Here is a 24,798-nt window from a genome sequence, read left to right as displayed (position 1 = left end):
AAAAGCGGAAAAAATGTTTTTACAAAAGTTGTTAATATATATCTATCAAGAATCTTCACACGTTGTCTATTTTCTAGTAATCAAAAGTATTAATTAAAAACTAAAGAACGAGTGTAAAATTACACACGTTCTTTATTCAAATTTTGAAATATTTTAACTTTTATAATCAATCTAGACGATTGATGTAGTAATTTTCATATTTTGACTTGTCAAATACAAACAAGGTTTCAGAAAGCGGTTGGTTTGTCTTAAAACTATTCACTGTAATAGTAATATTAGTACCATTATTCTGTTTCTGAATCAGTTTGTAAATATGTTTTGTTTGCTTATCAATACCAAGTAATATTTCTTTCAAATCACTTTTAGAATCAATTGGAGTCAATTTCACATATTGAATTTTCCTTCCTTTTACATTCTGAACAATATCCATTTTATAGGAGTACCCTTCTTCATAAAAAGTTAGCATTTTTGAAGGAGTAATTCCTTCATCATCACCTTCATTTTGAGTAGAAATATTAATTTCCTCATCTTCAGGGATAATGACGTGTAATTTTTTACCATCATACATTCGTTCTGTACCCATTAAATTAAGGACATATTTATTTCCTTTTAATGTTACATCTCCTCTGGTTTCCTGAGAAACACTCTCTGCTGGATTATTAATAGCGTACTTAAAGCTTATTGCAATGTTATTATAGTTTTTAACCTTTGTAGAAACTTCATCCAAAAGCCCTTTTGCACTTTGCGCCTGTATAGTAGTTACACATAGTACAAATAGTAGAAGTATTATTCTTTTTATCATCTTAATATTATTTCTTCTTTAATTACTTAATTTATTAATTATCATTATCATAAGACAGTTTACAACTCACTATCTAATAGTTGCTTGAGTGAAACTAAATCAGGTACCAAAACCTGTCTTGCTTTACTACCTTCAAAAGGACCTACAACTCCTGCTGCTTCTAACTGATCTATTAATCTACCAGCCCGATTATATCCTAGTTTCAATTTTCTTTGCAATAAAGATGCTGATCCTTGCTGTGCCGTTACAATTACTTCTGCAGCTTCTGCAAAAAGCTTATCTCTATCTTTTTTATCTATATCAAGACTTGTGCCACTTTCTTCGCCGATATATTCTGGCAATAAATGTGCATCTGGATATGCTTTTTGACCACCAATATATTCTGTGATTCTTTCGACTTCGGGAGTATCAACAAAAGCACATTGTATCCTTACCACATCGTTTCCTTGAGTATACAACATATCTCCTCTACCTATTAATTGATCTGCTCCCCCAGAATCCAAAATCGTACGAGAATCTATTTTAGAGGTTACTCTAAATGCGATCCTGGCGGGGAAATTAGCTTTGATCATACCCGTAATTACATTTACAGATGGTCTTTGTGTGGCTATAATTAAATGTATCCCAATAGCACGAGCTAATTGCGCTAATCTTGCAATGGGTGTTTCTACCTCTTTACCAGCGGTCATAATAAGATCCGCAAACTCATCAACCACTAAAACTATATACGGTAAGAACTTATGTCCATTCTCTGGATTTAGCTTTCTAGCCTTAAATTTTGCATTATACTCTTTTATATTTCTGACCATCGCAAGCTTAAGTAGATCATAACGAGTATCCATCTCAATACACAAAGAATTTAAGGTATTTATTACCTTCGTATTATCTGTAATTATCGCTTCTTCTGTATCTGGTAATTTAGCCAAATAATGTCGTTCGATTTTATTAAATAGAGTAAGCTCAACTTTTTTGGGATCCACCAGAACAAATTTTACTTCTGCGGGATGTTTCTTATACAACAAAGAAGTTAATATAGCATTAAGTCCAACCGATTTTCCTTGACCAGTAGCTCCCGCCATAAGAAGGTGCGGCATTTTTGCAAGATCAACTACAAAAGTTTCGTTAGAAATAGTTTTACCTAGCGATAAAGGTAGCTCCATCTCTGCATTCTGAAATTTAGACGATGCAATCGCAGATCTCATAGAAACAATTGTTGCATTCTTATTAGGCACTTCTATCCCTATTGTTCCTTTTCCTGGTATAGGGGCAATAATACGAATCCCCAAGGCCGCCAATGACAACGCAATATCATCTTCTAGGTTTTTAATCTTTGAAATACGTATTCCTGCTTCGGGAACGATTTCGTAGAGTGTAACCGTAGGACCTACCGTAGCTTTTATTTGAGCGATTTCAATTTTATAGTTCTTGAGAGTCTCTACAATACGATTTTTATTTTCTTCTAATTCCCCTTGATCAATAGTAATTCCTTTTGTCTGAGCGGTATAATCTTTTAGAAGGCTAATTGCCGGAAATTTATAATTACCTAATTCTAGTTTAGGATCAAATTCTCCAAAATCTTTTACAAGTTTGGCGCTTAAATTTTCGACTTCTTCTTCTTCAACAGTTGCCTCAACCTCCATTGCAATATCCTCGGGATCATCTTCGGATTTTATAACTATTTTTTCTGAAGTGTCTATTTTCTCATTTTTTGCTTCATTATACCCATCATTGATGGTAGGAGTTAATGTAATCTCACCTATAGTATTATCTTTTTTAAGAATATCTTTTTTCTCTTCTGGTTTATTAATACCTGTGGTGTTTACTTTTATATTTTCTTTGACAGAAGACTCAGAGCTATCAAATATAGAGTCTGACATTGCAGGACTCCTATTGGTCTCTGAGGTAACTTTATTCTCCTTTACTTTAACATTGTTAGTACTTTTAAAAGAATCAGATATTTTCTCTGGAGTATACCTTAAACGTACCACTATATAAACAATTGCAAAGAAAGCAAGAACCAAAACGGTACCTATAAAGCCTATATAATCTCTTAAAAAATCATTGATTTCATATCCAACTACACCTGCTAGCAATCCACCTTCTTTTTCTACAAATCCTAAAACAACACATACCCACAGCATCACTAATATTCCCCAAAACCAAAACCCCACTAATCTTTTTTTGTTTAAATCAAAAAACATGTATACACCTGTTAAAGATGTTAATACAGGAATAAACAGGGCTGATATTCCAAATCCTTTAAAAATAAAGAAATGGCTTACTGTCGCACCAAATTTACTCAACCAGTTTTTTGGAGATGATGTTCTATTATAAAACTGAGATACTTCACTTTGATCAATTTTCCAGTTGAAGAAAAATGAGATAAAAGCAAAAAACAGCCCTATACCCAAAAAGAATAAAAAACAACCAAAAACAACTTTTTGTTGTCTTGACAGTGTAAATTTTTCTTTTAATGATGTTTTAGGTTTTGCTGTTGTTTTCCTTTTTGTACTTACCTTTTTTTTGGCCATTTTTTGGGTGTCTTATCGCAAAAATACAAATATCTATATTGGAACGTAAAAATGGCTAAAAAATTTTCTAAAAGAAATAAGGTATATAAATAAGTAACCCTATAATTATAGCAGTAATCGCAGCTATAAATACTGCTCCCGCCGCTATATCTTTTATCACACCAATTTTATTATGAAAATCAGGATGTATAAAATCTGCTATTGCTTCTATTGTTGTATTCAAGCCTTCTATACTCATTACCAACCCAATAGCAAAAATCTGCAAAATCCATTCAACCGTAGTAATATTAAAATAGAAGCCTAGAATTGTCATTAGAATAGCAATTCCAAGTTGTACTTGTATACTGGGCTCTGTTTTTATCAATAACAAAGCCCCTTTAAAAGCATAGCCGCAACCTCGTAGCCTGCCAATAAAAAATTTTGATGCGCTACCCATTATATTTTAGGATAATGTTTTAAGTGCTGCAGAATAATCTGGTTCTTGTACAATTTCCGGAACTTGTTCGGTATACATTATTGTTCCTTCCTCATCAAGAACAATGACAGCTCTAGAATGCAACCCTTGTAGTGGTCCATCTACAATCTCTAATCCATAATCTTTACCGAAATCTCCTGTTCTAAAATCAGAATGATTAACTACATTTTCTAATCCTTCTGCTCCACAAAAACGGTCTTGGGCAAATGGTAGATCATGAGAGATACATAAAACTTTGGTGTTAGATAAACTGCTCGCTTCCTTATTAAATGCTCTTACTGAAGCAGCACAGATTCCTGTATCTACAGAAGGAAAAACATTTAACACAACTCTTGTCCCTTTGTAATCCGATAATTTTGTTGTAGATAAATCGGTGTTTACCAATTCAAAATCCGGAGCATTTTGTCCTACTTCTGGTAAACTCCCGTTAGTATGAATTTCGTTTCCTTTTAATGTTATTGAAGCCATAATAAATGATTGTTATTTTTTGTGCTCTAAAATTAATAAGATTATATTATAATTCTCATAAAGATTTTGAAAATAAAAAAACCTTCTTTGTTTTTAGAAGGTTTTTTTATTTTCAAGTATCTATTGACCCTAGTACTCTTTTCATAAAACTGTTTAAAGCTTCTTTTTTTGGAGTACCCTCTTTAATCATTTTATCGACCTCTAAAGCCCCATACATATTAGAAATTAGCTCTCCTATAACATCTAATTCTTCATCTTTTAATGATGGCACCTCTGTTAAAGCCTCTAAAGTTTCGATGGTTTCGACAATAAAGTCTTCATCATTTTCTTCTATAAAACCTGTAAGGTGTTTAATTACTGGTAACTTCATCTACTAACTCTTTAAGTACATCAAATTTATTAGTTTGAACCTGATTCACAAAAGACCCGCTTTTAAAAGTAGCAAACGTAGGCAGGTTATCTACCGTAGCCAGTTTTCTTGATTCTGGATATTTTTCTGCATCTACAATTACAAATACTGTATTATCATTTTGTGAGGCTAGTTTTTTGAACTTTGGCTTCATAATTCTACAGTTTCCACACCAGGAAGCAGAATATTGAACTACCACAGTATCATTGTCTTGTATAAGACCTGAAAGATTATCTTCTGCCAATTCTTGTAACATAATATCTAAATTAAAATTATGATAAAATTTCTCCAAAGAAATTACTCTGGAGAAATTTCATTAAAACTATTTATTAGTGTGCTGCTAAATAAGAAGCTACTCCTTCTCTATCGGCATTCATAGCTTCTTTTCCTTCTTCCCAATTTGCTGGGCATACTTCTCCATTTTTCTGTACGTGAGCATAAGCATCGATCAATCTCAAAAACTCTGCTACATTTCTACCTACCGGCATATGGTTTATACCTTCATGAAAAACAGTACCTTCTTCATCGATAAGGTATGTTGCTCTATATGTTACATTATCTCCTTCTACCGTTACTACTCCAGTTTCTTCATTAAATGTTTCATTAACAATATCAAGAATTCCTAAAGTACTAGAAAGATTACGATTAGAATCGGCAAGAATTGGGTAAGTTACTCCTTCAATTCCCCCATTATCTTTAGAAGTATTTAACCATGCAAAATGAACCTCTGCAGTATCACAAGAAGCGCCAATTACAATAGTATTTCTTTTTTCGAATTCCCCTAATGCTTCTTGAAAAGCGTGTAACTCTGTTGGACAAACAAAAGTAAAGTCTTTAGGATACCAAAAAAGTAATACTTTTTTGTTTTTATTTTTGGCTTCTTCTAAAACATTTAGTTTAAAAGTATCACCCATATCGTTCATTGCATCAACATCTAGATTTGGAAATTTTTTGCCTACAAAAGCCATATTTTAATTTTTAAAATTTATAATTGATTAATTATTTCGAGCACAAATATACGCCTACTTCGAGAACAATTACTGCTACATAATTTTAATTATTTATATCTAAATAGTTTTTTCTAATCATTGCCTCTTTTCTTATAAAATCAACAAATTCCTACAAAAACACCTTATTACCTACAAAAATTATGGATAAATAGCACTTTTTTTACGGTGAATTGCAATGTGTTTAATCTATTTTTGTATTTTCGTCCATGAAAACATTCAAGAAATATTGAGCGTTGAAAAACTATATTCAACATATAATCATCTTATTTTTAATAGGTTTTACTCAAGTTGTACAATCTCAATCTTCTTTAATTTCAGACAGTATTCAAAGTTACATTGAAAAAGCTGAAAAGTTACAGGAAGAATACAAGTACGAGCAATCATTAGAAATAGCCAAAGCAGCGCTTCAAAATGCGCAGTATAACAACGATGACAAAAGTCTCGGTTACATCTATAATATTATAGCAAAAAACTACGAAACTAGTGAAGATGACAACAAAGCGAGAAGTAATTATAGAAGAGCTTTGGTATATGCCCAAAGTTCGAATAGTAAGGTTTTAGAAACAGACCTCTATAATAACCTTGCCCGAGTTTATACTAAACACAATCTAACTCGAAAAAAAGGTGTTGGGTATTACAAAAAATCCTATGAGTATGCTATAAAGCTTAAGGACACTTCCAGAATGATAAGACCTTTATTAAATCTGGGGCAATACTATATTTCTAGAAATGATTTTGATAGTTCTTATGAATATTTGGCACCTGCAAGAAAACTAATTCATGAAAAATCTTCAAACCTTGTCAAAACTAAATTAAATGGGCTTTTAGGAAAGTATTTCCTAAGTGTTCGTAGATTTGAAAAAGCCGAAGAATATACAGATAAAGCAATATCGTATGCACTTGGTGAAACAAAAAACAAAGAAAACAATGATGAGCTTATTTCTACATATTACGAAGAATTAGCGTCTTCATATGAAACCAAGTCTGAACTATACCGCAAGCAAGATGATTTTCAAAAAGCATATAATTATCAGAAAAGACAATTTCAAAATATTTTAAAAGCTAAAGACTATAAGAAATTAAAAGAATTACGTCGTGAAAATATTAAATACGAAGTTGATATTTTAGAAAAGAGAGCAAAAAAGGCTGAATCAGAAAAAAAGGAAAGTGAATCTGAAGTTCTAAAATGGAGAATTAGTATCATTCTAGGCGTTATCTTAATACTTATTTCTTTGGCCTTCTTAATTAGCTCGTATAAAAATAATATCCAAAAGAAGAGGCTTAACAATGATTTAATTGACAAAAACAAAGAATTGATTAGTGCTAAGGAAACTGCGGAACAGGTATCTACATTAAAATCTCAATTTATTTCAACTGTAAGTCACGAACTTAGAACTCCATTGTATGGAGTAATAGGACTTACATCATTATTAATGGAAGATCCTGATAAAAAGAAAACGAATGAATACTTAGAGTCTTTAAAGTTTTCTGGGGATTACCTATTGGCATTAATTAATGATGTACTACAATTAAGCAAAATAGAAACGAACGAAGTTAAATTAGAAAAAGTATCTTTTGATATAAAGACGCTAATAGAAGGAATTGTTAATTCTCTTCATACCAAACAGAAAAGCAACAATAATTCTGTTCATATAAATATCGATAAAAAGATAAATACTACCTTACTAGGTGACTCGGTAAGGCTTTCACAAATATTAATAAATCTAATTGGTAATGCACTCAAGTTCACCAAGGACGGAAACATCTGGGTTAACGTTCAATGCATTGACACCAAAGACGACAGCTATGTCTTACGCTTTATTGTAAGAGATGATGGTATAGGAATCCCCAAAAGCAAGCAACAGATTATCTTTGATAATTTTGCGCAGGTAAAAAATGAAAATCAAGAGTATGAAGGTACTGGTCTTGGATTAGCAATTGTTAAAAAGTTGATTCATTTACATGATAGTGAAATTTATATTCGAAGTAAAGAAAATAAAGGCTCAGAGTTTTATTTTGATCTTTCTTACGAAAAAGCAATTAAAGAACGGGAGATTTCGTTAAAAACCGGAGAAAATGTAAGTATTGGCACGAGCAATTTTAATGTTCTTATTGTCGACGATAATAAAATAAATCAAATCGTTACTCAAAATATTCTTAAGAAAAAGGGATATACTTGTAGCATAGCGAATAACGGTATGGATGCCATAGAAATGATCAAAAACGAAAAGTTTGATTTAGTATTAATGGATATCAATATGCCTGAAATGAATGGTCTTGAAGCGACTAAAGTAATCAGAACTTTTAACCCTAGTATCCCAATTATAGCCTTAACAGCTGTTGAAGAAGGGGAAATAAGAAACCAAGCTCTATCCGTAGGTATGAATGATGTTATAATCAAACCTTATGACACGCAACAATTCTTCCAAACGATTATGAGAAATATCTCAAAAGTAAAAATGATCTAGATCGTTTAGTAAAAAAAATCTATTCTATCCTTTTATTTAATTGTTAAATCTTATTTGGTTTATCTGGAATATCTTAATTTAGAGGCTAAACTTTAAGATTTACCCACATTTATTATGGATACAAAAAACATGGGTTTTAATACCATCTGTACTCATCTTGGTGAAATAAAAGATGAACAGTTTAAAGGAGCGATATCACCAATATACATGGCTACTTCTTATGCTTTTGAAGGTGTGGATATAAAACGCTACCCCAGATACTTTAATACCCCAAATCAAGAAGCATTAAGCAAAAAGATTGCAAAGCTCGAAAAAGGAGAAGCTTCCTTGATTTTTGGCAGTGGTATGGCAGCCATAAGCACTACTTTGTTCTCTTTTTTACAAAAAGGAGATCATATTATTCTACAGCGCTTACTTTATGGAGGAACAATCAATTTGGTTAATGAAGAGTTTGATAAACACGGTATAGAATATTCTTTTGTAGATTCTCCTACCAAAGAAAGTTTTGAACAAAAGATTAAACCCAATACCAAAGTAATCTATATAGAAACTCCATCAAATCCACTACTCACAATCACAGATATTAGAGCCGTTGCTGCACTAGCAAAAGAAAAAGGTATTACTACTATGATAGATAATACTTTTGCTTCTCCTGTAAATCAAAACCCTATATCTCTAGGAATAGACATTGTTTTGCACTCTGCCACCAAATATCTTGGAGGACATAGTGACATTCTTGCTGGAGCAGTAATCGCTTCCGAAAAAAATATTGATCAAATTTTTCAGGTAGCCAAGAACCTAGGAGGTAGTTTAAGCGATTTTACAGTATGGATGCTCGAAAGAAGTATTAAAACTCTCGGAATTAGAGTAAAACAACAAAATAAGAATGCCAGAAAACTTGCCAAGTGGCTAGAAAAACATGAGGATATTTCTACCGTATACTACCCCGGTCTAAAATCTCATCCTGATCATGAACTAGCAAAAGAACAAATGAAAGGTTATGGCGGTATGCTATCCTTTGAACTTAGAGAAGGATTGGATGCGAGTAAATTTCAGAAAGAATTACAATTAATAAAAAACTCTATGAGTCTTGCCGGAGTAGAAAGTACAATGCTTACTCCTTCGTTAACATCTCACGCCTTACTTACACCAGAAGAACGAGAATTACAAGGTATAAAAGACAGTTTAATACGATTTAGTGTGGGTATAGAAGAGAAAGAAGATCTTATGCAAGATATTCTTCAAGCCATAGAAAAAATCAAAATTCCAGAATTAGAACATTAATATATGAAGTTAGACATTCTAGCTGTAGGAGCTCATCCAGATGATATAGAATTAAGTTGCTCTGGCACCATCGCTAAAGAAATAAGTAACGGAAAAAAAGTAGGAATCCTTGACCTTACCCGAGGAGAACTTGGAACTAGAGGAACTCCAGAGATTAGAGACCAGGAAGCAAAAAAAGCTGCAGACATTTTGGGTATTTCGATTAGAGAAAATCTTGGCTTTAAAGATGGCTTTTTTATAAATGATCAAGAACATCAATTAGAGATCATTAAAGTATTAAGAAAGTACAGACCTGAAGTAGTGCTCTGTAATGCGATTACCGATCGACATATAGACCATGGCAAAGGTAGTAAACTAGCTAGTGATTCCTGTTTTCTATCAGGCTTAAGAAAAATTGAAACCTATGTTGATGGAGAGATTCAGGAACCATGGAGACCTAAGCATGTCTATCACTATATTCAATGGGTAAATATAGAACCTGATTTTGTAGTAGATATCAGCTCCCATATTGATAAAAAGATGGAAAGTGTAATGGCATATGCTTCACAGTTCTATGATGCCAATAGTACAGAACCTTCTACCCCTATCTCTAGTAAAAATTTTTCGGATAGCATAAAGTATCGTGCTGCAGATTTAGGTAGAATAATTGGTGTACCCTATGCCGAAGGCTTTACTGTAGAACGCTATGTAGCAGTCGATTCCATTTTTAATTTAATTTAATTGAAAAAAAAGTTTGTAGAAAGGTATAAATGCCTTATTTTTGCACCCGAATTAAAATGGTGGTTGTAGCTCAGCTGGTTAGAGCATTGGTTTGTGGTACCAAGGGTCGCGGGTTCGAATCCCGTCTTCCACCCCAAAATTCTAAAAAGCCCTTAGAAATAAGGGCTTTTTTGTTTTTATACGTGTCCCACTCTTAAAAAGTAAATATATTATGAATTCAACTTGTATATAAAATGCTTTAAGCGGCTATTTTAAAAATGTTTCGCAAAGTCACCTATAAAGATTAAGTCTTGATCTAAAGTAAACCAGCTATATACCTTTTTAAAGCTTTCTAACACCCAAAAAAAACTCGCTAAATCCTATTATCCATGTATTAAAAAAAAGTCCATAAAACTAGCTTTATGGACTTAATATAAGTTATTAAAAAATTTAGTCTAATTTAGATAAACCGACACAGTTACAAAAGAGTTACTCTCCTTCTTTAACACCATCAACAACAAGCCTTTCTAATTTATTAGCAACTTCCCAAGCTGTATAGAACACCAATTGTGCTCTTTTAGCCATCAATTCATATTCAATCTTATCAGGTGTATCTGTTGGTTTATGATAATCTTCATGCACCCCATTAAAATAAAATATAATCGGAATATTATGCTTAGCAAAATTGTAATGGTCACTTCTAAAATAAAATCGGTTTGGATCATTCTTTTCGTTATAGGTATAATCCAAATCCAATTTGGTATGCTTTGCATTCACCTTTTCACTAATATCATGCAATTCTGTACTTAACCTATCTGCTCCTATCAAATATACATAGTTACTTTTATCCTCTTCTTGATGGTTTTTATCAATTCTTCCTATCATATCGATATTTAGGTCTGTTACTGTATTCTCTAGCGGAAAAACGGGATTCTCTGTATAAAATCTAGATCCATACAAGCCTTTTTCTTCGCCCGTAACATGTAAAAACAAGATAGACCTTTTAGGACCTACTCCATCTTTCTTTGCTTTTGTAAATGCCTCGGCAATCTCTAGCATACTTACTGTACCCGAACCATCATCATCGGCACCGTTATAAACATTTCCTTTATTATCCACTCCAACATGGTCATAATGTGCAGAAATCACAACAATTTCATCTGGTTTCTCTGTACCTTCAATATAAGCTAATACGTTTTCTGATGACTTAATCCCTCCTCTAAAATAACTTTCTGGTATTTCCTGATAATAATCATCCTCTCCCAAGGGAGAAGGAATCCCCATTCTTTTGTATTGTTTTTTTAAATACTCTGCGGCTTTCTTTTGACCAGGTTCTCCAGTATCACGCCCCTCAAAATCATCTCCTGCAAAAGTATATAGATAATCTTTTAACTCTTGGGCTGTGATGCTCTCTGCATAAGTAACGGCAACAGATTCTGTTTTCTCACTGGCTTTTGAATCTAATTTAGGCTGATTTGTTGTAGAATTTTGTGAAGTCCCACAACAACAAATAATAAATGAACTAACGAGTAGTAAGGTATTTTTCATGAAATTATACAATTTTTAAGGATGCACAATATACTCAATTCATCCCATATGATTACAGGAAAACCTTTCTAAAGAAAATAAGTCTAAAATATTTTTCATTTTTTTCTTTTTAGATTGAAAAAAGGTTTTATATTTGCACCCGCATTCAGGGAATACCTGATGAGACTAAACACTGGAGAAATGGCAGAGTGGTCGAATGCGGCAGTCTTGAAAACTGTTGAGGGTCACACCTCCGGGGGTTCGAATCCCTCTTTCTCCGCTTTATTTTTGAAACCTCTTGATTCTTCAAGAGGTTTTCTTTTTTAAGGGAATAAAAATTGCACTATAACAACTTGTTGATACTAACTTTTCTTATTTACAAACTGTATATCTATATTTACGCTGTTTGATTTTTTCTTTGTCCTTATATAGCTTTATTACAATAACTTTTGATTTACGGTGTCGGCGAGAGGTTTTGCACACACAATTAATTTCTATAAAAAACACATTTTTCTCTACCTTTATTCTTGATGGGCAGAAGTCAGTACAACAGGGATTTATTATTAATTCCAAATCTTTGTCTATTTCTTTTTTGATTTGAAAGTCCCCATTTATTTGTGATGTAGTTTGGATTAATGTTCCCGCTATATTCATAGAGATTCCTACTGCCAAATGTCCATTTTCTTTGATAATCCCTCTAAGAATATTGAATGATTTAGTTTGACTGAATATTTCAGGTGAGATACTAAATGATAATACCAGAAACAAAATTCTGAATATTTTGCAGTTAGTAATCTGATTATTAAATAGTTTTATGGGCGTATGATTTCGGGTAATAGCTCTAATATGAATGTAATTTCTCATTCTCCTAGCGCAATTACTTGTGTATGAAACTCTACTCCACTCTTGAAGGAATAATAACACTCTTCATTTCCTAGTTTGTCCCGTATGTAATGATAAAAAACCTTTTCCTCGGTTTCATTAGAAGTTTTATTTATCACCTCTGAATTGCCCTTTAAAATTAAGTCTTTGAACACCCATTGATCTATAAACCCAGCAAAATCATAGTCATGTAAGTTAAAAACCCTTTGTTTACTCATCCAATGTTGAACTATAAAATCATTTTTTACTTTTCTTAAAGTGTCAAGGTTATTCTTCAAATCGTTAATTATATCCCTATCAAACCTAGGATCTAATTTTTTATTCATGAGTAATCTTTCTGTAAAAGAAATAACATCTTGTTTACCAAAATAGATTATCGCTTTTTCAGTTTCATATCCAATTTTAACTTGACCAGAAATTGAAGTCAGATTAATGTTTCTTTTCTTGTATCTCGAAAAAAGCCCGTTCTTTGTAAAAACACACGAACACAGAATCATCACACTGATTACTCCAATAATTATCCTCTTATCTCTTTTGATATTCTTTATATACCACATATTGTTTATATAAGTATATTTTCAAAATAAAAACCTCAAACACCGCCTTATCTTATTTCATGTTTTTTATGAATACCTGTATTTCATCAAGATGCTTTTGTTTTGTCTGTTTAGGAGTAAATCCTTGTTTTGCCTTGGTAACAGCTCCGTTAAAAATATGGCTAATACTTAATGTTGATTTCCCGGCTGAATGGCAAAGGAAACAATTCCCTATATTGGCTACATTCTGATCAAGAATTGCTTCAGGTGGCTTAAACCCTAATTGTTCATACGTTTCCATAGTAATATTGTATGCTCCGGTTGAACCTTTCACCAATTTCCCAGGAGATACATCGTGCAATGTACTTCCTAATTTTACTAATAACTGTGCTTGTTCTACTGGATAACTGTAACCTTCGGTATCAACCCAAATAGAGCCATTATAAAAATAATTTTTCCATATATCTGTTAGCTTAGATTGAACATCAATATTAATAGAATCAATGTTCTCATAATTCTCTGGTTCTTCTTGACTAGTTTCTATAAAAACATCTCCTGCTTGACGTGGAACTCCATATCGATTAACAGCAAAAGCATTTGGGTCTTCATGAACATCTCCAGTACTTGCAAGGTTTAAAATAGTACCTGTTGCATCTTTATCAAATAATAATTTGTTTGTTTTTGAAGTAACCGGTATATCTGATGTTGTAGTAGCCTTCCAATCGTAATAAGGAGCCAAATCATCATGTTCGAAAGTAGCCCAAATAAATTCTGGATGATTATACACAATACCTACAACATGCATTCCTAACAAGGCAATTTGGGTGTCCTTTTCTTCGACAATAGCGTCTGTCACAAAGTATGAACTAGTATCTGCAATCGCACTTACATCAACCCATGCAACTTTTAATTCTAAAGCTCCTATTGGGAATGTTACGTCCGCATATTCACTTTCATCCATTGGAGCGTACTTATGAATACTTTTATACAAAGTGCTATCAACATGAATCGAATAATAAACATCATAACTAGTATCATTTGTACTAAATGCTTTATTTGTTCTAAGGATATCGTTTGTAGCTTGACGAATATCTGACGAAGAAAGCACTATTTTTTTATCTTTACTAGATACAGGTACAGTTTGATTATCCACCTGGATCAAATTTTCCATAAATAAAGGTCGCCCATCCACATCATTAGTCAGCCAAAGAAATTTTTGCCAAGACCATTGATGAAAATCGCAATTGGACACAGTACTATTATTCCCAAAAACACTGGTACTATCTTCTTTTGGTGCAGGTGTCTTTCTCTTTCCGGTTGTAGAATCAATCGTAAACCAGACAGAACCTGCTAAACACGGATCATTGGTTTGTTTTTCTGCATAGGTTTCAACCTTCTGTTCTTGGATTACCTCTTGCTTTTTAGATTTTTTGCAGGATGTGATTATCAGTAAAGCCAATATTATCATACCCATCAAACTTTTAACTTTTTTCATGTTTTTTTGGTTTAGCTTGTTAAATTTTCATCAAACTCTTTGCTTAATATCCATAAACAATCATATTCGTTTACCTTATAAGCTATACTCCTCATTCTTAAAAAATACACGCTTCTCTTGATAACCAGATCGTTCTTTAATAAAGTTAAATGAAATGTGGACACAAAAATATTTCACGCTATTGCACCAATAAAAACAACACAATTAACTAATTTACAAAGAATTAACTAAATTTCACCGCTATTAGATTAAATTGACATAAAAAACAAAGTGAATAACACATCAGTATAGCCATCTAAATGCTCTTAATTCCCCTACAAAAAAGTTAGCACAATAATAGTAATAGGTTTAGTGAAAAACATAAAAAGTCTATCAGAGTTAATGTTCACTCCTTATGAATTCAAAGTGCTTGAAACCATCACCTTGAATGAATCAAAAAAAAAAAAAAAAAGCAAACGTGTTTTACTCTGTATTATTCCTAATTAGATAGATGTATTGTTTCTCAATATGCTCTTTGCAGAAATGAAACTCAAAATCTCTATACAGAATACTGTATCGAGATTTTGCATGCCAATATTATGACCTTCAAAAATACTTATCATCGCACAAGGAATACCTATAATCACATCAAAAACAATCACTTAAAGATTTACACAAAAGATGATTCTGATTATGAAAAAGCTATAAAAATGATATCTCTTAGAGCAATCGGTTTCAGTCATTCTTTTCTAACTACATAATCTCAATTTCTTCAATTAGACTATTGAGATTAACCTTGTTTAGATAGATAACTGTTGTATTTTAGTACTCAAATTCTAACAAACAACTGAAACCTAATAATTCTAATTCATAACTCACACCCAATCAACTGACAAAAAACTAATAGGAAATTTTATGTGATGACGCTTGGTTAGAAGTTAATTTCTTTAGCGGAGGAGCAAATTGAGTTAATTTGATGCCTTTCACCGCTACTCTATACTCTTCAATTGTAGGTGTTCTTCCTAGAACTGCAGACAGAACCACAACTGGTGTAGAAGCTAATAACGACTCCCCTTTCTTACGATCAGTATCTGCCACAACACGACCTTGAAATAGACGTGTAGAAGTTGCCATTACAGTATCTCCCTTTTCAGCCTTTTCTTGGTTACCCATACATAGGTTACACCCAGGTCTCTCTAAATACAGAATGTTGTCATATTCTGTACGAGCAGTATCTTTAGGAGCCGAATCATCAAACTCAAAACCAGAATACTTCTGAAGCATTTCCCAATCCCCTTCTTCCTTGAGTTCATCAATAATATTATAGGTAGGAGCTGTCACTACCAAGGGAGCTCCAAACTCAACCTTGCCATATTTTTCTTCTAGGTTCTTAAGCATCTTAGACACTATTTTGATGTCACCCTTATGAACCATACAAGAACCAACAAATCCCAAATCTACCTTTTTCTTACCTTCATAGTAAGTAAGCTCTCTAATAGTATCATGAGTATATCGCTTGGATACATCTTCATTATGCACATCAGGATCAGCGATCATAGGCTCATCAATGATATCCAAGTCAACTACAAATTCTGCATAATATTCGGCATTATCATCTGGTGTTAATGCAGGTTTTTCTCCAGATCTAATCTGATCGATTCTTTTATTGGCTTTATCAATTAATCCTTGAAGCACCTGCTTCTCGTTGTCCATCCCTTTATCAATCATAATCTGAATTCTACCTTTTGCTATCTCAAGAGATTCTATTAAGGTATCATCTTGAGAAATACAGATAGAAGCTTTTGCTTTCATTTCTGCTGTCCAGTCTGTGAAAGTAAAAGCTTGATCAGAAGGTAGTGTTCCAATATGAACTTCAATAATTCTACCTTGGAATACATTTTCTCCACCAAACTCCTTAAGCATCTGAGATTGTGTAGCATGGACAACATCACGAAAATCCATATAATCTTTCATTTCTCCTTTAAAAGTCACTTTTACTGATTCTGGAATAGGCATAGATGCTTCACCTGTAGCTAATGCTAGTGCCACTGTTCCCGAATCTGCTCCAAAAGCAACACCTTTGGACATTCTTGTATGAGAATCACCTCCGATAATAATAGCCCAATCATCAATAGTAATATCATTAAGTACCTTATGTATTACATCGGTCATTGGATGATATTTATGTTCAGGATGACGAGCAGTAATAAGCCCAAAGTCATTCATAAACTTCATCAGCTTTGGTATGTTTTGCTGAGATTTATAATCCCATACCGAGGCTGTGTGACAACCCGACTGATAGCCACCGTCTACTATAGGTGAAATCACAGTAGCCGCCATCATTTCTAATTCTTGAGAAGTCATAAGTCCTGTAGTATCCTGAGAACCTACGATATTTACCTCAACCCGCACATAGGAACCTGCATGTAAGGTAGCTCCTGAAGTTCCAACCGCATTTTTATTAAATATTTTCTCCACTGCTGTAAGCCCTTGCCCCTCATGAGAAACTTCTTTAGATGGCGCAAATACTGGCGGAGTATCTATATTTAGAGTTTTTGCGGCAAATGTCTGAAGTTTTTTACCAAATACTATAGCATAAGATCCTCCAGCCCTCATAAACTCCATTTTCTGAGGAGTAAGTGCAGAAGAAATATTAATCAATTCTTTATCACCATTATAAAGCTTCTTTGTTTTGGTATTGATAGTGAATACTGTACCCGTTTCGACCGAGTATGCTTCTTCAAGAACAGCTTCTCCTTCTTCATCTACTATAAGATTACCATCAGCATCATATTTCTTCACCCAGTTTTTGAGGTCTAAACCAATACCTCCTGTCACCCCAACGGTAGTAAGAAAAATTGGTGATATACCATTGGTACCTGCAACCACTGGAGCTATATTAATAAAAGGTATATACGGACTTGCCTGTTTACCGACCCAAAGTGCTACATTATTTACACCCGACATCCTCGAGGAACCTACTCCCATCGTTCCTTTCTCTGCAATTAACATAACTGTCTTATCAGGATGTTCTTTTTGTAAAGCTAAGAGCTCTTTTTGTCGATCTTCATTATGTTCAAACAAACATTTACCGTGTAGCTCACGATCAGATCTGGAGTGAGCATCACTACCAGGCGAAAGCAAATCAGTAGAAACATCACCTACACCAGCAATAAAAGTAACTACTTTAATTTCTTCATCTACCTCTGGTAGTTTAGTAAAAAATTCTGCTTTGGCATAACTTTCAATAATATCTTTGGCAATTTCACTGCCTTTTTTATAAGCTACTTCCAAACGTTCCATATCTGCTTCATACAGGAAAACTTGTGTTTTCAAAACCTTGGCAGCATCTTTAGCAATGGCTTTATCATCGCCCAGTGCAAGATCAAGAAGCACATCAATAGAAGGACCTCCTTTCATATGTGACAATTGTTCAAAAGCAAATGAAGGAGATATTTCTTCTACTATAGCTTTGCCAAGAATAATTTCTTTTAAAAATTTAGCTTTTACACCAGCAGCACTTGTAGTTCCAGGTAATACATTATAAATGAAAAAATGAATAGAATCTGATCGATCTTTATTATCCACGTCTTTGATTTGCTCAATGATCTCGCTTAACAATTCTGAACCGTCAATAGGTTTTGGATGAAGTCCTTCACCTTTTCTTTCTTCAATTTCTTTAATGTATTCACTATATCTACTCATAAATTTTTTTCTTTAACGTAAAAGGGAGATTTCTTAATTCTCTTAAAAAACAAAAGAGAGCCTTCTAGGTTCCCTCTAGAAAACAAAAATAAACAATTCTCTTAATTTATAGCAGTATCTCCTATTCTAACTTAATTAAAGTTGGGCTTCATTTATTACATTATGAAAAACTACAAGCAAAATATCAAATTAATGTAATAGCCTGATTGGGATTTTGTCCAACACTAAATTATTAACCAATATCTCATAAAAAGCCCGTATCTTGAATGATGTAGAAAGACAAATCAAAACGTATTTATACACTATTCAGTAAGTTTAATAAAAAAGCAAAACGTTTAGATCGTATTTTATTTTTGCCAAAACATATCTAAAAACAAAAACTCTTTAAAAAAATTACAAAAAATACAGCTCTCTAAAAAACACAAAAACTTAATAAAACATATAATCACAGGCAGTCTTTTGATTTTAGACCTCTTACCTGTTTTTACAGTTGTTGTTTAAAATTCCTTCTTACTTTTTCAGATTTCTATTAGAAGACTGTAAATGTTTTGCTAAAGTTAATGTGAGTAGTAAAAAAGCAATTCCAAAACCCAAAAGTCCAATATTAACCCCCATAATTGTTTTTTCTGATCCATCCAGATATTTCATAGAACCTCCATAAAGATCTTTGATGAAAAATGCTATCAAAAACCCTCCAGTAATCAACATACTTAAAATCGCAGGAGTTTTGATTTCGTTTTTTATCCCAACAAGCCATATACATAGTAATCCAATTCCTGTATTGGTTATGAGCTGCCATACTTCATGAATACGGACATGAGGTGTCCAATCAGGATTAAAAACATGCGTACTGTTAATTTCTAAGTATGGTACTACAAAAGCGTATAAAATCACACTAAAAATAATACTGATTTTTTTCATGCTAAATTGGTATTAAATTATAATCTTCTATAATCATTTTTAAATCAAAAGGGGTTTGACATCATAACAAGTATCAACCTCATTTTAAAGAGATTAACACTATATAATGTTTTACTATTCTGCTACAACAATCAAGTGTTTTTTCCATTCAACCGGAATTTCATCTATTGTATATAATTTTAACTCTTCTTTTTGAATACTGGTTGTAGATTGGGTTAATGTTTCATCCAAAAATTTTGTATCAAGTTTGTACATGGCTCCTGTTGCGGGGTCAACAATCAAAAAACCAATGATTCCTCCAAAAAGGATATTCCCAAAATACCACCCATCTAATTTAAATTGAACAGCTACTGTTTTTACATCATACCCGTCTTTTTCAAATTTCACTTTGTATTTTGCTTTAGAAAAAAAACCATTTCCTGCTTTTAACTGTAGTGTTGCAGGGGTATTACCTTGATAAACCTCTACTCCTTTTTTATCTGTAATAATGATTCTTGCCTCAGAAGGTGTACTATTAATAGAAATTGGATAGTTGGATTTGCTAACAATACTTGCACAACTCGTTGCAAATAGTATAGTGCTCGCCATAAAGATTGATGTAATTTTACCTTGCATTAATTTTGATTTAGAATGAAGTCTACTCCTGTTTTAAGTCTTTTTTCAACATATTCCGACCGTAGATATCCCAATTACCCATAACACGCAAAAAACTAAGTTAACTTCACTATCAGTTAGACGTTATGCCAGGGTAGTAACCTTAATTAGAAGGTAAATCTATTAGATAGGAAAGACATTAAATTGTATAATAACGAAAAGGCTCTTTTGAGTCAGAAATAAAATATTTATCAAGATCTATGTCTCCAGGGGGTAATTTAAAAAAAGATTTAAACGTTCTAATGAAATGTGCTTGATCAAAAAAATTAAATTCTTGCGCTATTGAAGTTAAGGAACAATCATCTTTTTCATACTTTAATTTTTCTGCAACGGCTCTTAAACGAACAACTATTTCAAACTGTTTGGGTGATAATCCAATGGTATGTTTAAACTTGTTTTCCAAAGTCTTGGATGATATTTTAAAAGTAGAGAGTATCTCCTTTTTAGATTTTTTAAAATCAGACTCTTTAGATGAAAATTTTGTACAAGATTGGTATATTAGATCAAAATCATTATAAAGCTTTACATTTTCTGTTATAAAAAGGCAGAGTTTACGGACAGTAACTTCTATTTCTTCTGCTAAGTTATAATTACTCAATCTTAAAAAAAGTGTCTGATTTATCTGAGATAACGGTACCACCTTATTCGCTATTTTTTTAAAACTAGTACTAGAAATTATACCATTGACCCAGGGGAACAACTTAACAAAATGCACTTTTGTTAATGGCTTTAATGCTATGTTTACAAAATCAGAAACCTGATAAGCTACATAAATACCCAGAGCGCATCTTTCTATATCCCGACTATTACTTATAATTACTTCTCCTCTTTCTACAAACATTACTTCTAAGCAACCGTCAGGAATCATATGGTTTGCACCTTTTAAAAGTGTTTTATCTGGGTTTTCTAGAACCCAATGTTTTTTGATGTATAATTCCGAAGTATGATTCACTATCATAAATATACAATTTATAACAATGTTTTCTAATCAGACCCAAACACAAAACTAAGGTTCATCAATATTATAAATTATAACCTAAAAAGTGCTTAAACATTATTTATTTTTAGTTTCAATACACCCAGAAGTTTAATCATACATTAACTTAAGGCATTACTATAAACTTTTAAACACCTTTCTCTAGCAAACTTATGATCTACAATTGGTTTTGGATACGTTAACTCCTGAAATTCTGGAACCCATTTGCTTATATATTCAAAATTTTTATCAAATTTTTGTATTTGTGTCATTGGGTTAAATATTCTAAAATAAGGAGCAGCATCACACCCTGTACCAGCAGCCCATTGCCAGTTACCATTATTAGAAGCTAGTTCAAAATCCAAAAGCTTTTTAGCAAAATAAGCCTCTCCCCAACGCCAATCAATCAACAAATGTTTACAAAGGAATCCGGCTACTAGCATACGTACTCTATTATGCATATACCCTGTAGTATTCAATTCTCGCATACCTGCATCAATCATTGGATATCCAGTTTTACCCTCACACCAATTTTTAAAATCTTCTTTATCATTACGCCAGGATACGGCATCATATTTTTGTTTGAAATTTTGCGTAACTACTCTGGGAAAATGATACAGAATTTGCATAAAAAATTCTCTCCAGATCAGTTCGCTTAAAAATGTAATATTTGTTTTTAATGCAAATCGTACTGTTTTACGAATACTTACCAGACCAAAGCGCAAATAAGGTGACAAATAGGATGTTTTATCGAGAGCAGGAAAATCTCTAATTTCATCATAATTATCCAAATCCAATAGGTTATAAGGTTTTACCTTAATCCTACTTCTTTCAAAACCCAGTTCTTCTAATGAAGGAAAACTTACTGAAGATTTATAAAAATTAGAAAAATCAATCGTAAATTCATTTAGGTCTTCCTCTTTATTTAATGCTTTTAACCACTTATTCTTATATGGAGTAAAGACCGTATATGGTAAATCATTGTTTTTTAACACCTCATTCTTTTCGAAAACGACCTGATCTTTATAGGAGTAAAATTGGATATGGTTTGCTTTTAAAAATGCTTTTATCTCAGTATCTCTTTTGGTTGCATAAGGTTCATAATCCTTATTTGTATATACTGCAGTAACATTAAAATCTAAAATTAGCTTTTGCCAAACATCTAGCACATTTCCTCTTTTAACAAATAGTGGCACACCAATTCCTTTTAATTTTCTATACAACTTCTCCAGGGTATCATAAATGAAAGATACTCGGGCATCGTCTTTAGGCAATTGATCTAAAATCTCATCATCGAAAATAAAAATGGGAACAATTTTATTACCAGATTTTAATGCTTTGTATAATCCTTTATTATCTTCTAGTCTCAAATCTCTTCGAAACCAAAAAACACTAACTTCACTACGCATTGAATAATTTTTCTAAAGTTGAATGGCGGTATTTAAAAATGGTCTCTAATTGCTTTTTCACAAAAATCCTCTGAGCCAAATGCCCTAAAATTCTAAATGGAATTTTGTATGAAATTTTGTCTTTCATCAAAGTTTTAGAATCAGGCAGTTCTTCAAACCAATGCTCATGATGCCACATTTTGTATGGTCCAAAACGTTGTTCATCTATAAAAAATACTTGATTCTTTACTTGTGTTATTTCTGTAACCCAGTTAGACTTTATACCAGGCAAAATCCCCACTTTATAGGTCACTATTTGTCCTGCATAGGTTTTACTTTCTACAGAAGAAGTAATTTCAAATCCCATATGTTTAGGAGTAATTTTCTGTAAATTCTCGGCAGAACTAAAAAAATCCCATGCCTTATCACGAGGTACATTCAAAATCTGCTCTGTTTTTAAGGTATATATCCCTGAATGTTTTTCAAAACTAATCATACTATAAATGTCTGGTTATCTTAGCGCTTTTTGGACTTGTAATCGAATAAAAATAATCAATAAGCTCCCCTTCTTCATCTAATAGATATTTTTGAAAATTCCATTTTACTGAAGAATTCGACTTCCCGTTCAACCTCTTTCTTGTCAACCATTGATACAAAGCATGTTGATCATCTCCCTTAACCTTGATTTTTTCGGTAACTAAAAACGTAACTCCATAATTTAGCTCACAAAAAGTTCTAATTTCTGTAGCATTTGCAGGCTCTTGACCTCCAAATTGATTACAAGGGACTGCTACAACCATTAATGTATCTTTATAAGTGTTATAAAGCTCTTGTAATCCTTTGTATTGTTTAGTAAAACCACATTTTGATGCTACGTTTACAAATAAAATCTTCATGCCTTTATAAGTTCTTAAGTCTACTGGTTTACCCAAAATATCCTTAATACTAATATCATAAACCGATGTTTTTAAAGTCTCCATAAACCTTTTATTCTATAATTTTTAGTTATTAGTAACACCTCACTTTCTAACCTTCTAACTAACAGCAATCTAAAAAATACCATGTACCAAAATTGCAAACTATACATGATCCCCTTTTTGAATCATTTTTTTCTTTTTTCAACTACTATAATTATCATTTTACCAATTCATTTATCATCCCTTTAAAAACAAAAGCATGAAAAGGCAAAACTGCATACCAATATATTCTGCCTGCAATTCCTTTGGGTCTAAAAATAGCTCTTTGGTACAATTTGTTTTTTACTATTCTAAACTCAAGCCAAGCTTCTCCTGGCAGTTTCATCTCTGCAAATAGAAGAAGTCTCTTTTCCTCTTTATCTGCTAGTAATACTCTCCAAAAATCTATCGCATCCCCGGTTCTTAATTCGCTACCATGTCTTCTTCCTCTGCGCAATCCTACTCCTCCAAAAATTTGATCTACAAAACCTCTAATTTTCCATAAAAAATCAAATTTATACCAACCCGTTTTACCACCAATTTTCCAGATCCTCGCTAGTGTTTGCTTTTCGCTTTTAACACTTTTACTTCTTACATCTTTAAAACATCCATAACTTGGTATATCTATATACTTTGTATACTCTGTTTTAAAAACACCACTGACCATAGCGTCTTTCCAACTGGATACTATTGAGTTTTGAGCAATTTTAGAAAACGATTTTTCAACAGCCTCTTCATATTTTATCGGCTCAATTTGTATAACATTATTAATATTACTTGCCTTCCCAATAACTTCTATCTTCATGCTATCAACCAATGATTTTGCCAAATTGAATGATGTAGATGTGACAAAATACAACCAATATGAAGATAATCTTGGAGTTAATACTGGCAAGGTTATAATGATTCTTTTAAACCCCCTCACCTCTGCAAATTTTAATAGCATCTGTTTATATGTTAACACTTCTGGTCCATAAATATCGAATGCCCCGTTATAGAGCTCTACTTTATGTATAGCTTCTGTTAAATACGTCAAAACATCTCGTATAGCAATCGGTTGTGTTTTGGTATTCAACCATTTTGGAGTAATCATAACTGGTAGTTTTTCTACCAAATCTCTTATAATTTCAAATGAAGCACTGCCACTTCCTACAATAATTCCAGCTCTAAAAGTAGTTACGGTGTACTTAGAAGATTGCAAAATTTTCTCCACTCTGTGCCTAGACTGTAAATGTTTAGAAAGAGAGGTGTCATTTACTATTCCGCTCAAATAAATTACTTGTTTACATCTTGTCCGACCAATTAACTCTTTAAAATTATGTGCGCATGTGCTTTCTAAACTACCAAAATCTGTACTACTAGTGGACATGGAATGGATTAAATAGTAAGCAACATCAATATCTGAAGGAAGTTGGCTTTGTTGTTCTAAAAAATCAATTTCTAAAAAATCAATTTCAGGACTGTTTTTAAATTCTTCCGGAATTCTATTCTTATCGCGAACACAACACGTCAACAAGTGTTTTTTTTCCAATAAAATTGGAATTAATCGTTTGGCAATATAACCAGTTGTTCCTGTTACAAGAATATTCATCTCTCAATTTATTTAGGTCTTTGATAAGAAAAACAGTTATTG

General features: G+C 32.5%; 22 protein-coding genes and 2 tRNA genes. 5 read left to right on the top strand and 19 right to left on the bottom strand.

All coding sequences use genetic code 11. From position 1 onward, the window contains the following. Positions 1 to 166 precede the first annotated feature (166 nt). The 7 genes from C1X07_RS13650 to C1X07_RS13620 form a co-directional block, all read right to left on the bottom strand. Positions 167 to 802: a LolA family protein gene (locus C1X07_RS13650; RefSeq protein WP_103070581.1), complete on the bottom strand. Its 636-nt coding sequence runs from the start codon at positions 800 to 802 to the stop codon at positions 167 to 169. Between the two features lie 59 nt (positions 803 to 861). After that, positions 862 to 3,333 carry an FtsK/SpoIIIE family DNA translocase gene (locus C1X07_RS13645; RefSeq protein ID WP_103070580.1) on the bottom strand — a complete coding sequence of 824 codons (2,472 nt, stop codon included), beginning with the start codon at positions 3,331 to 3,333 and terminating at the stop codon, positions 862 to 864. 67 nt (positions 3,334 to 3,400) lie between these two features. Beyond that, a complete protein-coding gene (locus tag C1X07_RS13640) occupies positions 3,401 to 3,769 on the bottom strand; it encodes a diacylglycerol kinase (protein ID WP_103070579.1) in 369 nt (122 codons plus the stop codon). 6 nt (positions 3,770 to 3,775) lie between these two features. Continuing rightward, positions 3,776 to 4,276, bottom strand: coding sequence for a thiol peroxidase (gene tpx, locus C1X07_RS13635; RefSeq protein WP_103070578.1), 501 nt, complete (start codon positions 4,274 to 4,276; stop codon positions 3,776 to 3,778). A 112-nt stretch (positions 4,277 to 4,388) separates the two neighbouring features. After that, a complete protein-coding gene (locus C1X07_RS13630; RefSeq protein WP_024771126.1) occupies positions 4,389 to 4,646 on the bottom strand; it encodes a DUF6952 family protein in 258 nt (85 codons plus the stop codon). Continuing rightward, complete coding sequence (locus C1X07_RS13625) at positions 4,627 to 4,941, bottom strand: thioredoxin family protein (RefSeq protein WP_103070577.1); 315 nt, start codon at positions 4,939 to 4,941, stop codon at positions 4,627 to 4,629. Before C1X07_RS13625 ends, C1X07_RS13630 begins: the two co-directional genes overlap by 20 nt. 73 nt (positions 4,942 to 5,014) lie before the next feature. Next, positions 5,015 to 5,653, bottom strand: a complete 639-nt coding sequence (locus tag C1X07_RS13620; RefSeq protein ID WP_103070576.1) for a peroxiredoxin — start codon at positions 5,651 to 5,653, stop codon at positions 5,015 to 5,017. 275 nt (positions 5,654 to 5,928) lie between these two features. Between C1X07_RS13620 and C1X07_RS13615 the strand changes: the two genes are divergently transcribed. The 4 genes from C1X07_RS13615 (at position 5,929) to C1X07_RS13600 (ending at position 10,303) form a co-directional block, all read left to right on the top strand. Next, positions 5,929 to 8,163 carry a tetratricopeptide repeat-containing hybrid sensor histidine kinase/response regulator gene (locus C1X07_RS13615; protein ID WP_103070575.1) on the top strand — a complete coding sequence of 745 codons (2,235 nt, stop codon included), beginning with the start codon at positions 5,929 to 5,931 and terminating at the stop codon, positions 8,161 to 8,163. A gap of 114 nt (positions 8,164 to 8,277) precedes the next feature. Further along, entirely contained in the window at positions 8,278 to 9,447 is a 1,170-nt protein-coding gene (locus C1X07_RS13610; protein ID WP_103070574.1) for a trans-sulfuration enzyme family protein, read from the top strand. A gap of 3 nt (positions 9,448 to 9,450) precedes the next feature. After that, a complete protein-coding gene (gene bshB1 / locus C1X07_RS13605) occupies positions 9,451 to 10,167 on the top strand; it encodes a bacillithiol biosynthesis deacetylase BshB1 (protein WP_103070573.1) in 717 nt (238 codons plus the stop codon). Positions 10,168 to 10,226: 59 nt separating this feature from the next. Then, positions 10,227 to 10,303, top strand: a tRNA-His gene (locus tag C1X07_RS13600). 332 nt (positions 10,304 to 10,635) lie between these two features. On the opposite strand, the gene C1X07_RS13595 is transcribed toward C1X07_RS13600, so the two are convergent. After that, the gene (locus C1X07_RS13595) at positions 10,636 to 11,694 is read right to left on the bottom strand and encodes a M28 family metallopeptidase (protein WP_103070572.1); all 1,059 of its coding nucleotides are present in this window, start codon (positions 11,692 to 11,694) and stop codon (positions 10,636 to 10,638) included. Between the two features lie 174 nt (positions 11,695 to 11,868). Here C1X07_RS13595 and C1X07_RS13590 point away from each other — a divergent pair. Continuing rightward, positions 11,869 to 11,953 (top strand) — tRNA-Ser (locus tag C1X07_RS13590). A gap of 92 nt (positions 11,954 to 12,045) precedes the next feature. Here C1X07_RS13590 and C1X07_RS13585 read toward each other — a convergent pair. The 11 genes from C1X07_RS13585 to C1X07_RS13535 all read right to left on the bottom strand — a co-directional run bounded on the left by C1X07_RS13585 (position 12,046) and on the right by C1X07_RS13535 (position 24,756). Beyond that, on the bottom strand, positions 12,046 to 12,537 hold the full coding sequence (locus C1X07_RS13585; protein ID WP_103070571.1) for a hypothetical protein: 492 nt from the start codon (positions 12,535 to 12,537) through the stop codon (positions 12,046 to 12,048). Continuing rightward, positions 12,534 to 13,112 carry a hypothetical protein gene (locus C1X07_RS13580; protein ID WP_103070570.1) on the bottom strand — a complete coding sequence of 193 codons (579 nt, stop codon included), beginning with the start codon at positions 13,110 to 13,112 and terminating at the stop codon, positions 12,534 to 12,536. Before C1X07_RS13580 ends, C1X07_RS13585 begins: the two co-directional genes overlap by 4 nt. A gap of 52 nt (positions 13,113 to 13,164) precedes the next feature. Beyond that, positions 13,165 to 14,586, bottom strand: a complete 1,422-nt coding sequence (locus C1X07_RS13575) for a hypothetical protein (RefSeq protein WP_103070569.1) — start codon at positions 14,584 to 14,586, stop codon at positions 13,165 to 13,167. An 879-nt stretch (positions 14,587 to 15,465) separates the two neighbouring features. After that, positions 15,466 to 18,270, bottom strand: coding sequence for a bifunctional aconitate hydratase 2/2-methylisocitrate dehydratase (locus C1X07_RS13570; protein ID WP_103070568.1), 2,805 nt, complete (start codon positions 18,268 to 18,270; stop codon positions 15,466 to 15,468). A 510-nt stretch (positions 18,271 to 18,780) separates the two neighbouring features. Continuing rightward, positions 18,781 to 19,191: a hypothetical protein gene (locus C1X07_RS13565; RefSeq protein WP_103070567.1), complete on the bottom strand. Its 411-nt coding sequence runs from the start codon at positions 19,189 to 19,191 to the stop codon at positions 18,781 to 18,783. A 114-nt stretch (positions 19,192 to 19,305) separates the two neighbouring features. Beyond that, entirely contained in the window at positions 19,306 to 19,806 is a 501-nt protein-coding gene (locus C1X07_RS13560; RefSeq protein ID WP_103070566.1) for a peptidase associated/transthyretin-like domain-containing protein, read from the bottom strand. 178 nt (positions 19,807 to 19,984) lie between these two features. Further along, positions 19,985 to 20,803 (bottom strand): helix-turn-helix domain-containing protein, encoded by an 819-nt coding sequence (locus C1X07_RS13555; protein WP_103070565.1) that lies wholly within the window; start codon positions 20,801 to 20,803, stop codon positions 19,985 to 19,987. A gap of 140 nt (positions 20,804 to 20,943) precedes the next feature. After that, positions 20,944 to 22,230, bottom strand: coding sequence for a cryptochrome/photolyase family protein (locus tag C1X07_RS13550; RefSeq protein ID WP_103070564.1), 1,287 nt, complete (start codon positions 22,228 to 22,230; stop codon positions 20,944 to 20,946). Further along, complete coding sequence (locus C1X07_RS13545) at positions 22,223 to 22,705, bottom strand: SRPBCC family protein (RefSeq protein ID WP_103070563.1); 483 nt, start codon at positions 22,703 to 22,705, stop codon at positions 22,223 to 22,225. Before C1X07_RS13545 ends, C1X07_RS13550 begins: the two co-directional genes overlap by 8 nt. A gap of 1 nt (position 22,706) precedes the next feature. Further along, positions 22,707 to 23,189, bottom strand: a complete 483-nt coding sequence (locus tag C1X07_RS13540) for a glutathione peroxidase (RefSeq protein WP_103070562.1) — start codon at positions 23,187 to 23,189, stop codon at positions 22,707 to 22,709. Between the two features lie 154 nt (positions 23,190 to 23,343). After that, positions 23,344 to 24,756: an SDR family oxidoreductase gene (locus tag C1X07_RS13535; RefSeq protein WP_103070561.1), complete on the bottom strand. Its 1,413-nt coding sequence runs from the start codon at positions 24,754 to 24,756 to the stop codon at positions 23,344 to 23,346. Positions 24,757 to 24,798: the final 42 nt, after the last annotated feature.

It is taken from the genome of Aquimarina sediminis (assembly GCF_002895435.1).
Lineage (GTDB): Bacteria > Bacteroidota > Bacteroidia > Flavobacteriales > Flavobacteriaceae > Aquimarina > Aquimarina sediminis.
Note: the sequence above shows the minus strand (reverse complement) of the source record. Positions and strands in the feature narration are given on the sequence as shown.

Excerpts from the sequence above, each read along its gene's own strand:
- C1X07_RS13650 (WP_103070581.1), bottom strand. The coding sequence starts at position 802 with ATGATAAAAAGAATAATACTTCTACTATTTGTACTATGTGTAACTACT.
- C1X07_RS13645 (WP_103070580.1), bottom strand. The coding sequence starts at position 3,333 with ATGGCCAAAAAAAAGGTAAGTACAAAAAGGAAAACAACAGCAAAACCT.
- C1X07_RS13640 (WP_103070579.1), bottom strand. The coding sequence starts at position 3,769 with ATGGGTAGCGCATCAAAATTTTTTATTGGCAGGCTACGAGGTTGCGGC.
- tpx (WP_103070578.1), bottom strand. The coding sequence starts at position 4,276 with ATGGCTTCAATAACATTAAAAGGAAACGAAATTCATACTAACGGGAGT.
- C1X07_RS13630 (WP_024771126.1), bottom strand. The coding sequence starts at position 4,646 with ATGAAGTTACCAGTAATTAAACACCTTACAGGTTTTATAGAAGAAAAT.
- C1X07_RS13625 (WP_103070577.1), bottom strand. The coding sequence starts at position 4,941 with ATGTTACAAGAATTGGCAGAAGATAATCTTTCAGGTCTTATACAAGAC.
- C1X07_RS13620 (WP_103070576.1), bottom strand. The coding sequence starts at position 5,653 with ATGGCTTTTGTAGGCAAAAAATTTCCAAATCTAGATGTTGATGCAATG.
- C1X07_RS13610 (WP_103070574.1), top strand. The coding sequence starts at position 8,278 with ATGGATACAAAAAACATGGGTTTTAATACCATCTGTACTCATCTTGGT.
- bshB1 (WP_103070573.1), top strand. The coding sequence starts at position 9,451 with ATGAAGTTAGACATTCTAGCTGTAGGAGCTCATCCAGATGATATAGAA.
- C1X07_RS13595 (WP_103070572.1), bottom strand. The coding sequence starts at position 11,694 with ATGAAAAATACCTTACTACTCGTTAGTTCATTTATTATTTGTTGTTGT.
- C1X07_RS13585 (WP_103070571.1), bottom strand. The coding sequence starts at position 12,537 with ATGAGAAATTACATTCATATTAGAGCTATTACCCGAAATCATACGCCC.
- C1X07_RS13580 (WP_103070570.1), bottom strand. The coding sequence starts at position 13,112 with ATGTGGTATATAAAGAATATCAAAAGAGATAAGAGGATAATTATTGGA.
- C1X07_RS13575 (WP_103070569.1), bottom strand. The coding sequence starts at position 14,586 with ATGAAAAAAGTTAAAAGTTTGATGGGTATGATAATATTGGCTTTACTG.
- C1X07_RS13570 (WP_103070568.1), bottom strand. The coding sequence starts at position 18,270 with ATGAGTAGATATAGTGAATACATTAAAGAAATTGAAGAAAGAAAAGGT.
- C1X07_RS13565 (WP_103070567.1), bottom strand. The coding sequence starts at position 19,191 with ATGAAAAAAATCAGTATTATTTTTAGTGTGATTTTATACGCTTTTGTA.
- C1X07_RS13560 (WP_103070566.1), bottom strand. The coding sequence starts at position 19,806 with ATGCAAGGTAAAATTACATCAATCTTTATGGCGAGCACTATACTATTT.
- C1X07_RS13555 (WP_103070565.1), bottom strand. The coding sequence starts at position 20,803 with ATGATAGTGAATCATACTTCGGAATTATACATCAAAAAACATTGGGTT.
- C1X07_RS13550 (WP_103070564.1), bottom strand. The coding sequence starts at position 22,230 with ATGCGTAGTGAAGTTAGTGTTTTTTGGTTTCGAAGAGATTTGAGACTA.
- C1X07_RS13545 (WP_103070563.1), bottom strand. The coding sequence starts at position 22,705 with ATGATTAGTTTTGAAAAACATTCAGGGATATATACCTTAAAAACAGAG.
- C1X07_RS13540 (WP_103070562.1), bottom strand. The coding sequence starts at position 23,189 with ATGGAGACTTTAAAAACATCGGTTTATGATATTAGTATTAAGGATATT.
- C1X07_RS13535 (WP_103070561.1), bottom strand. The coding sequence starts at position 24,756 with ATGAATATTCTTGTAACAGGAACAACTGGTTATATTGCCAAACGATTA.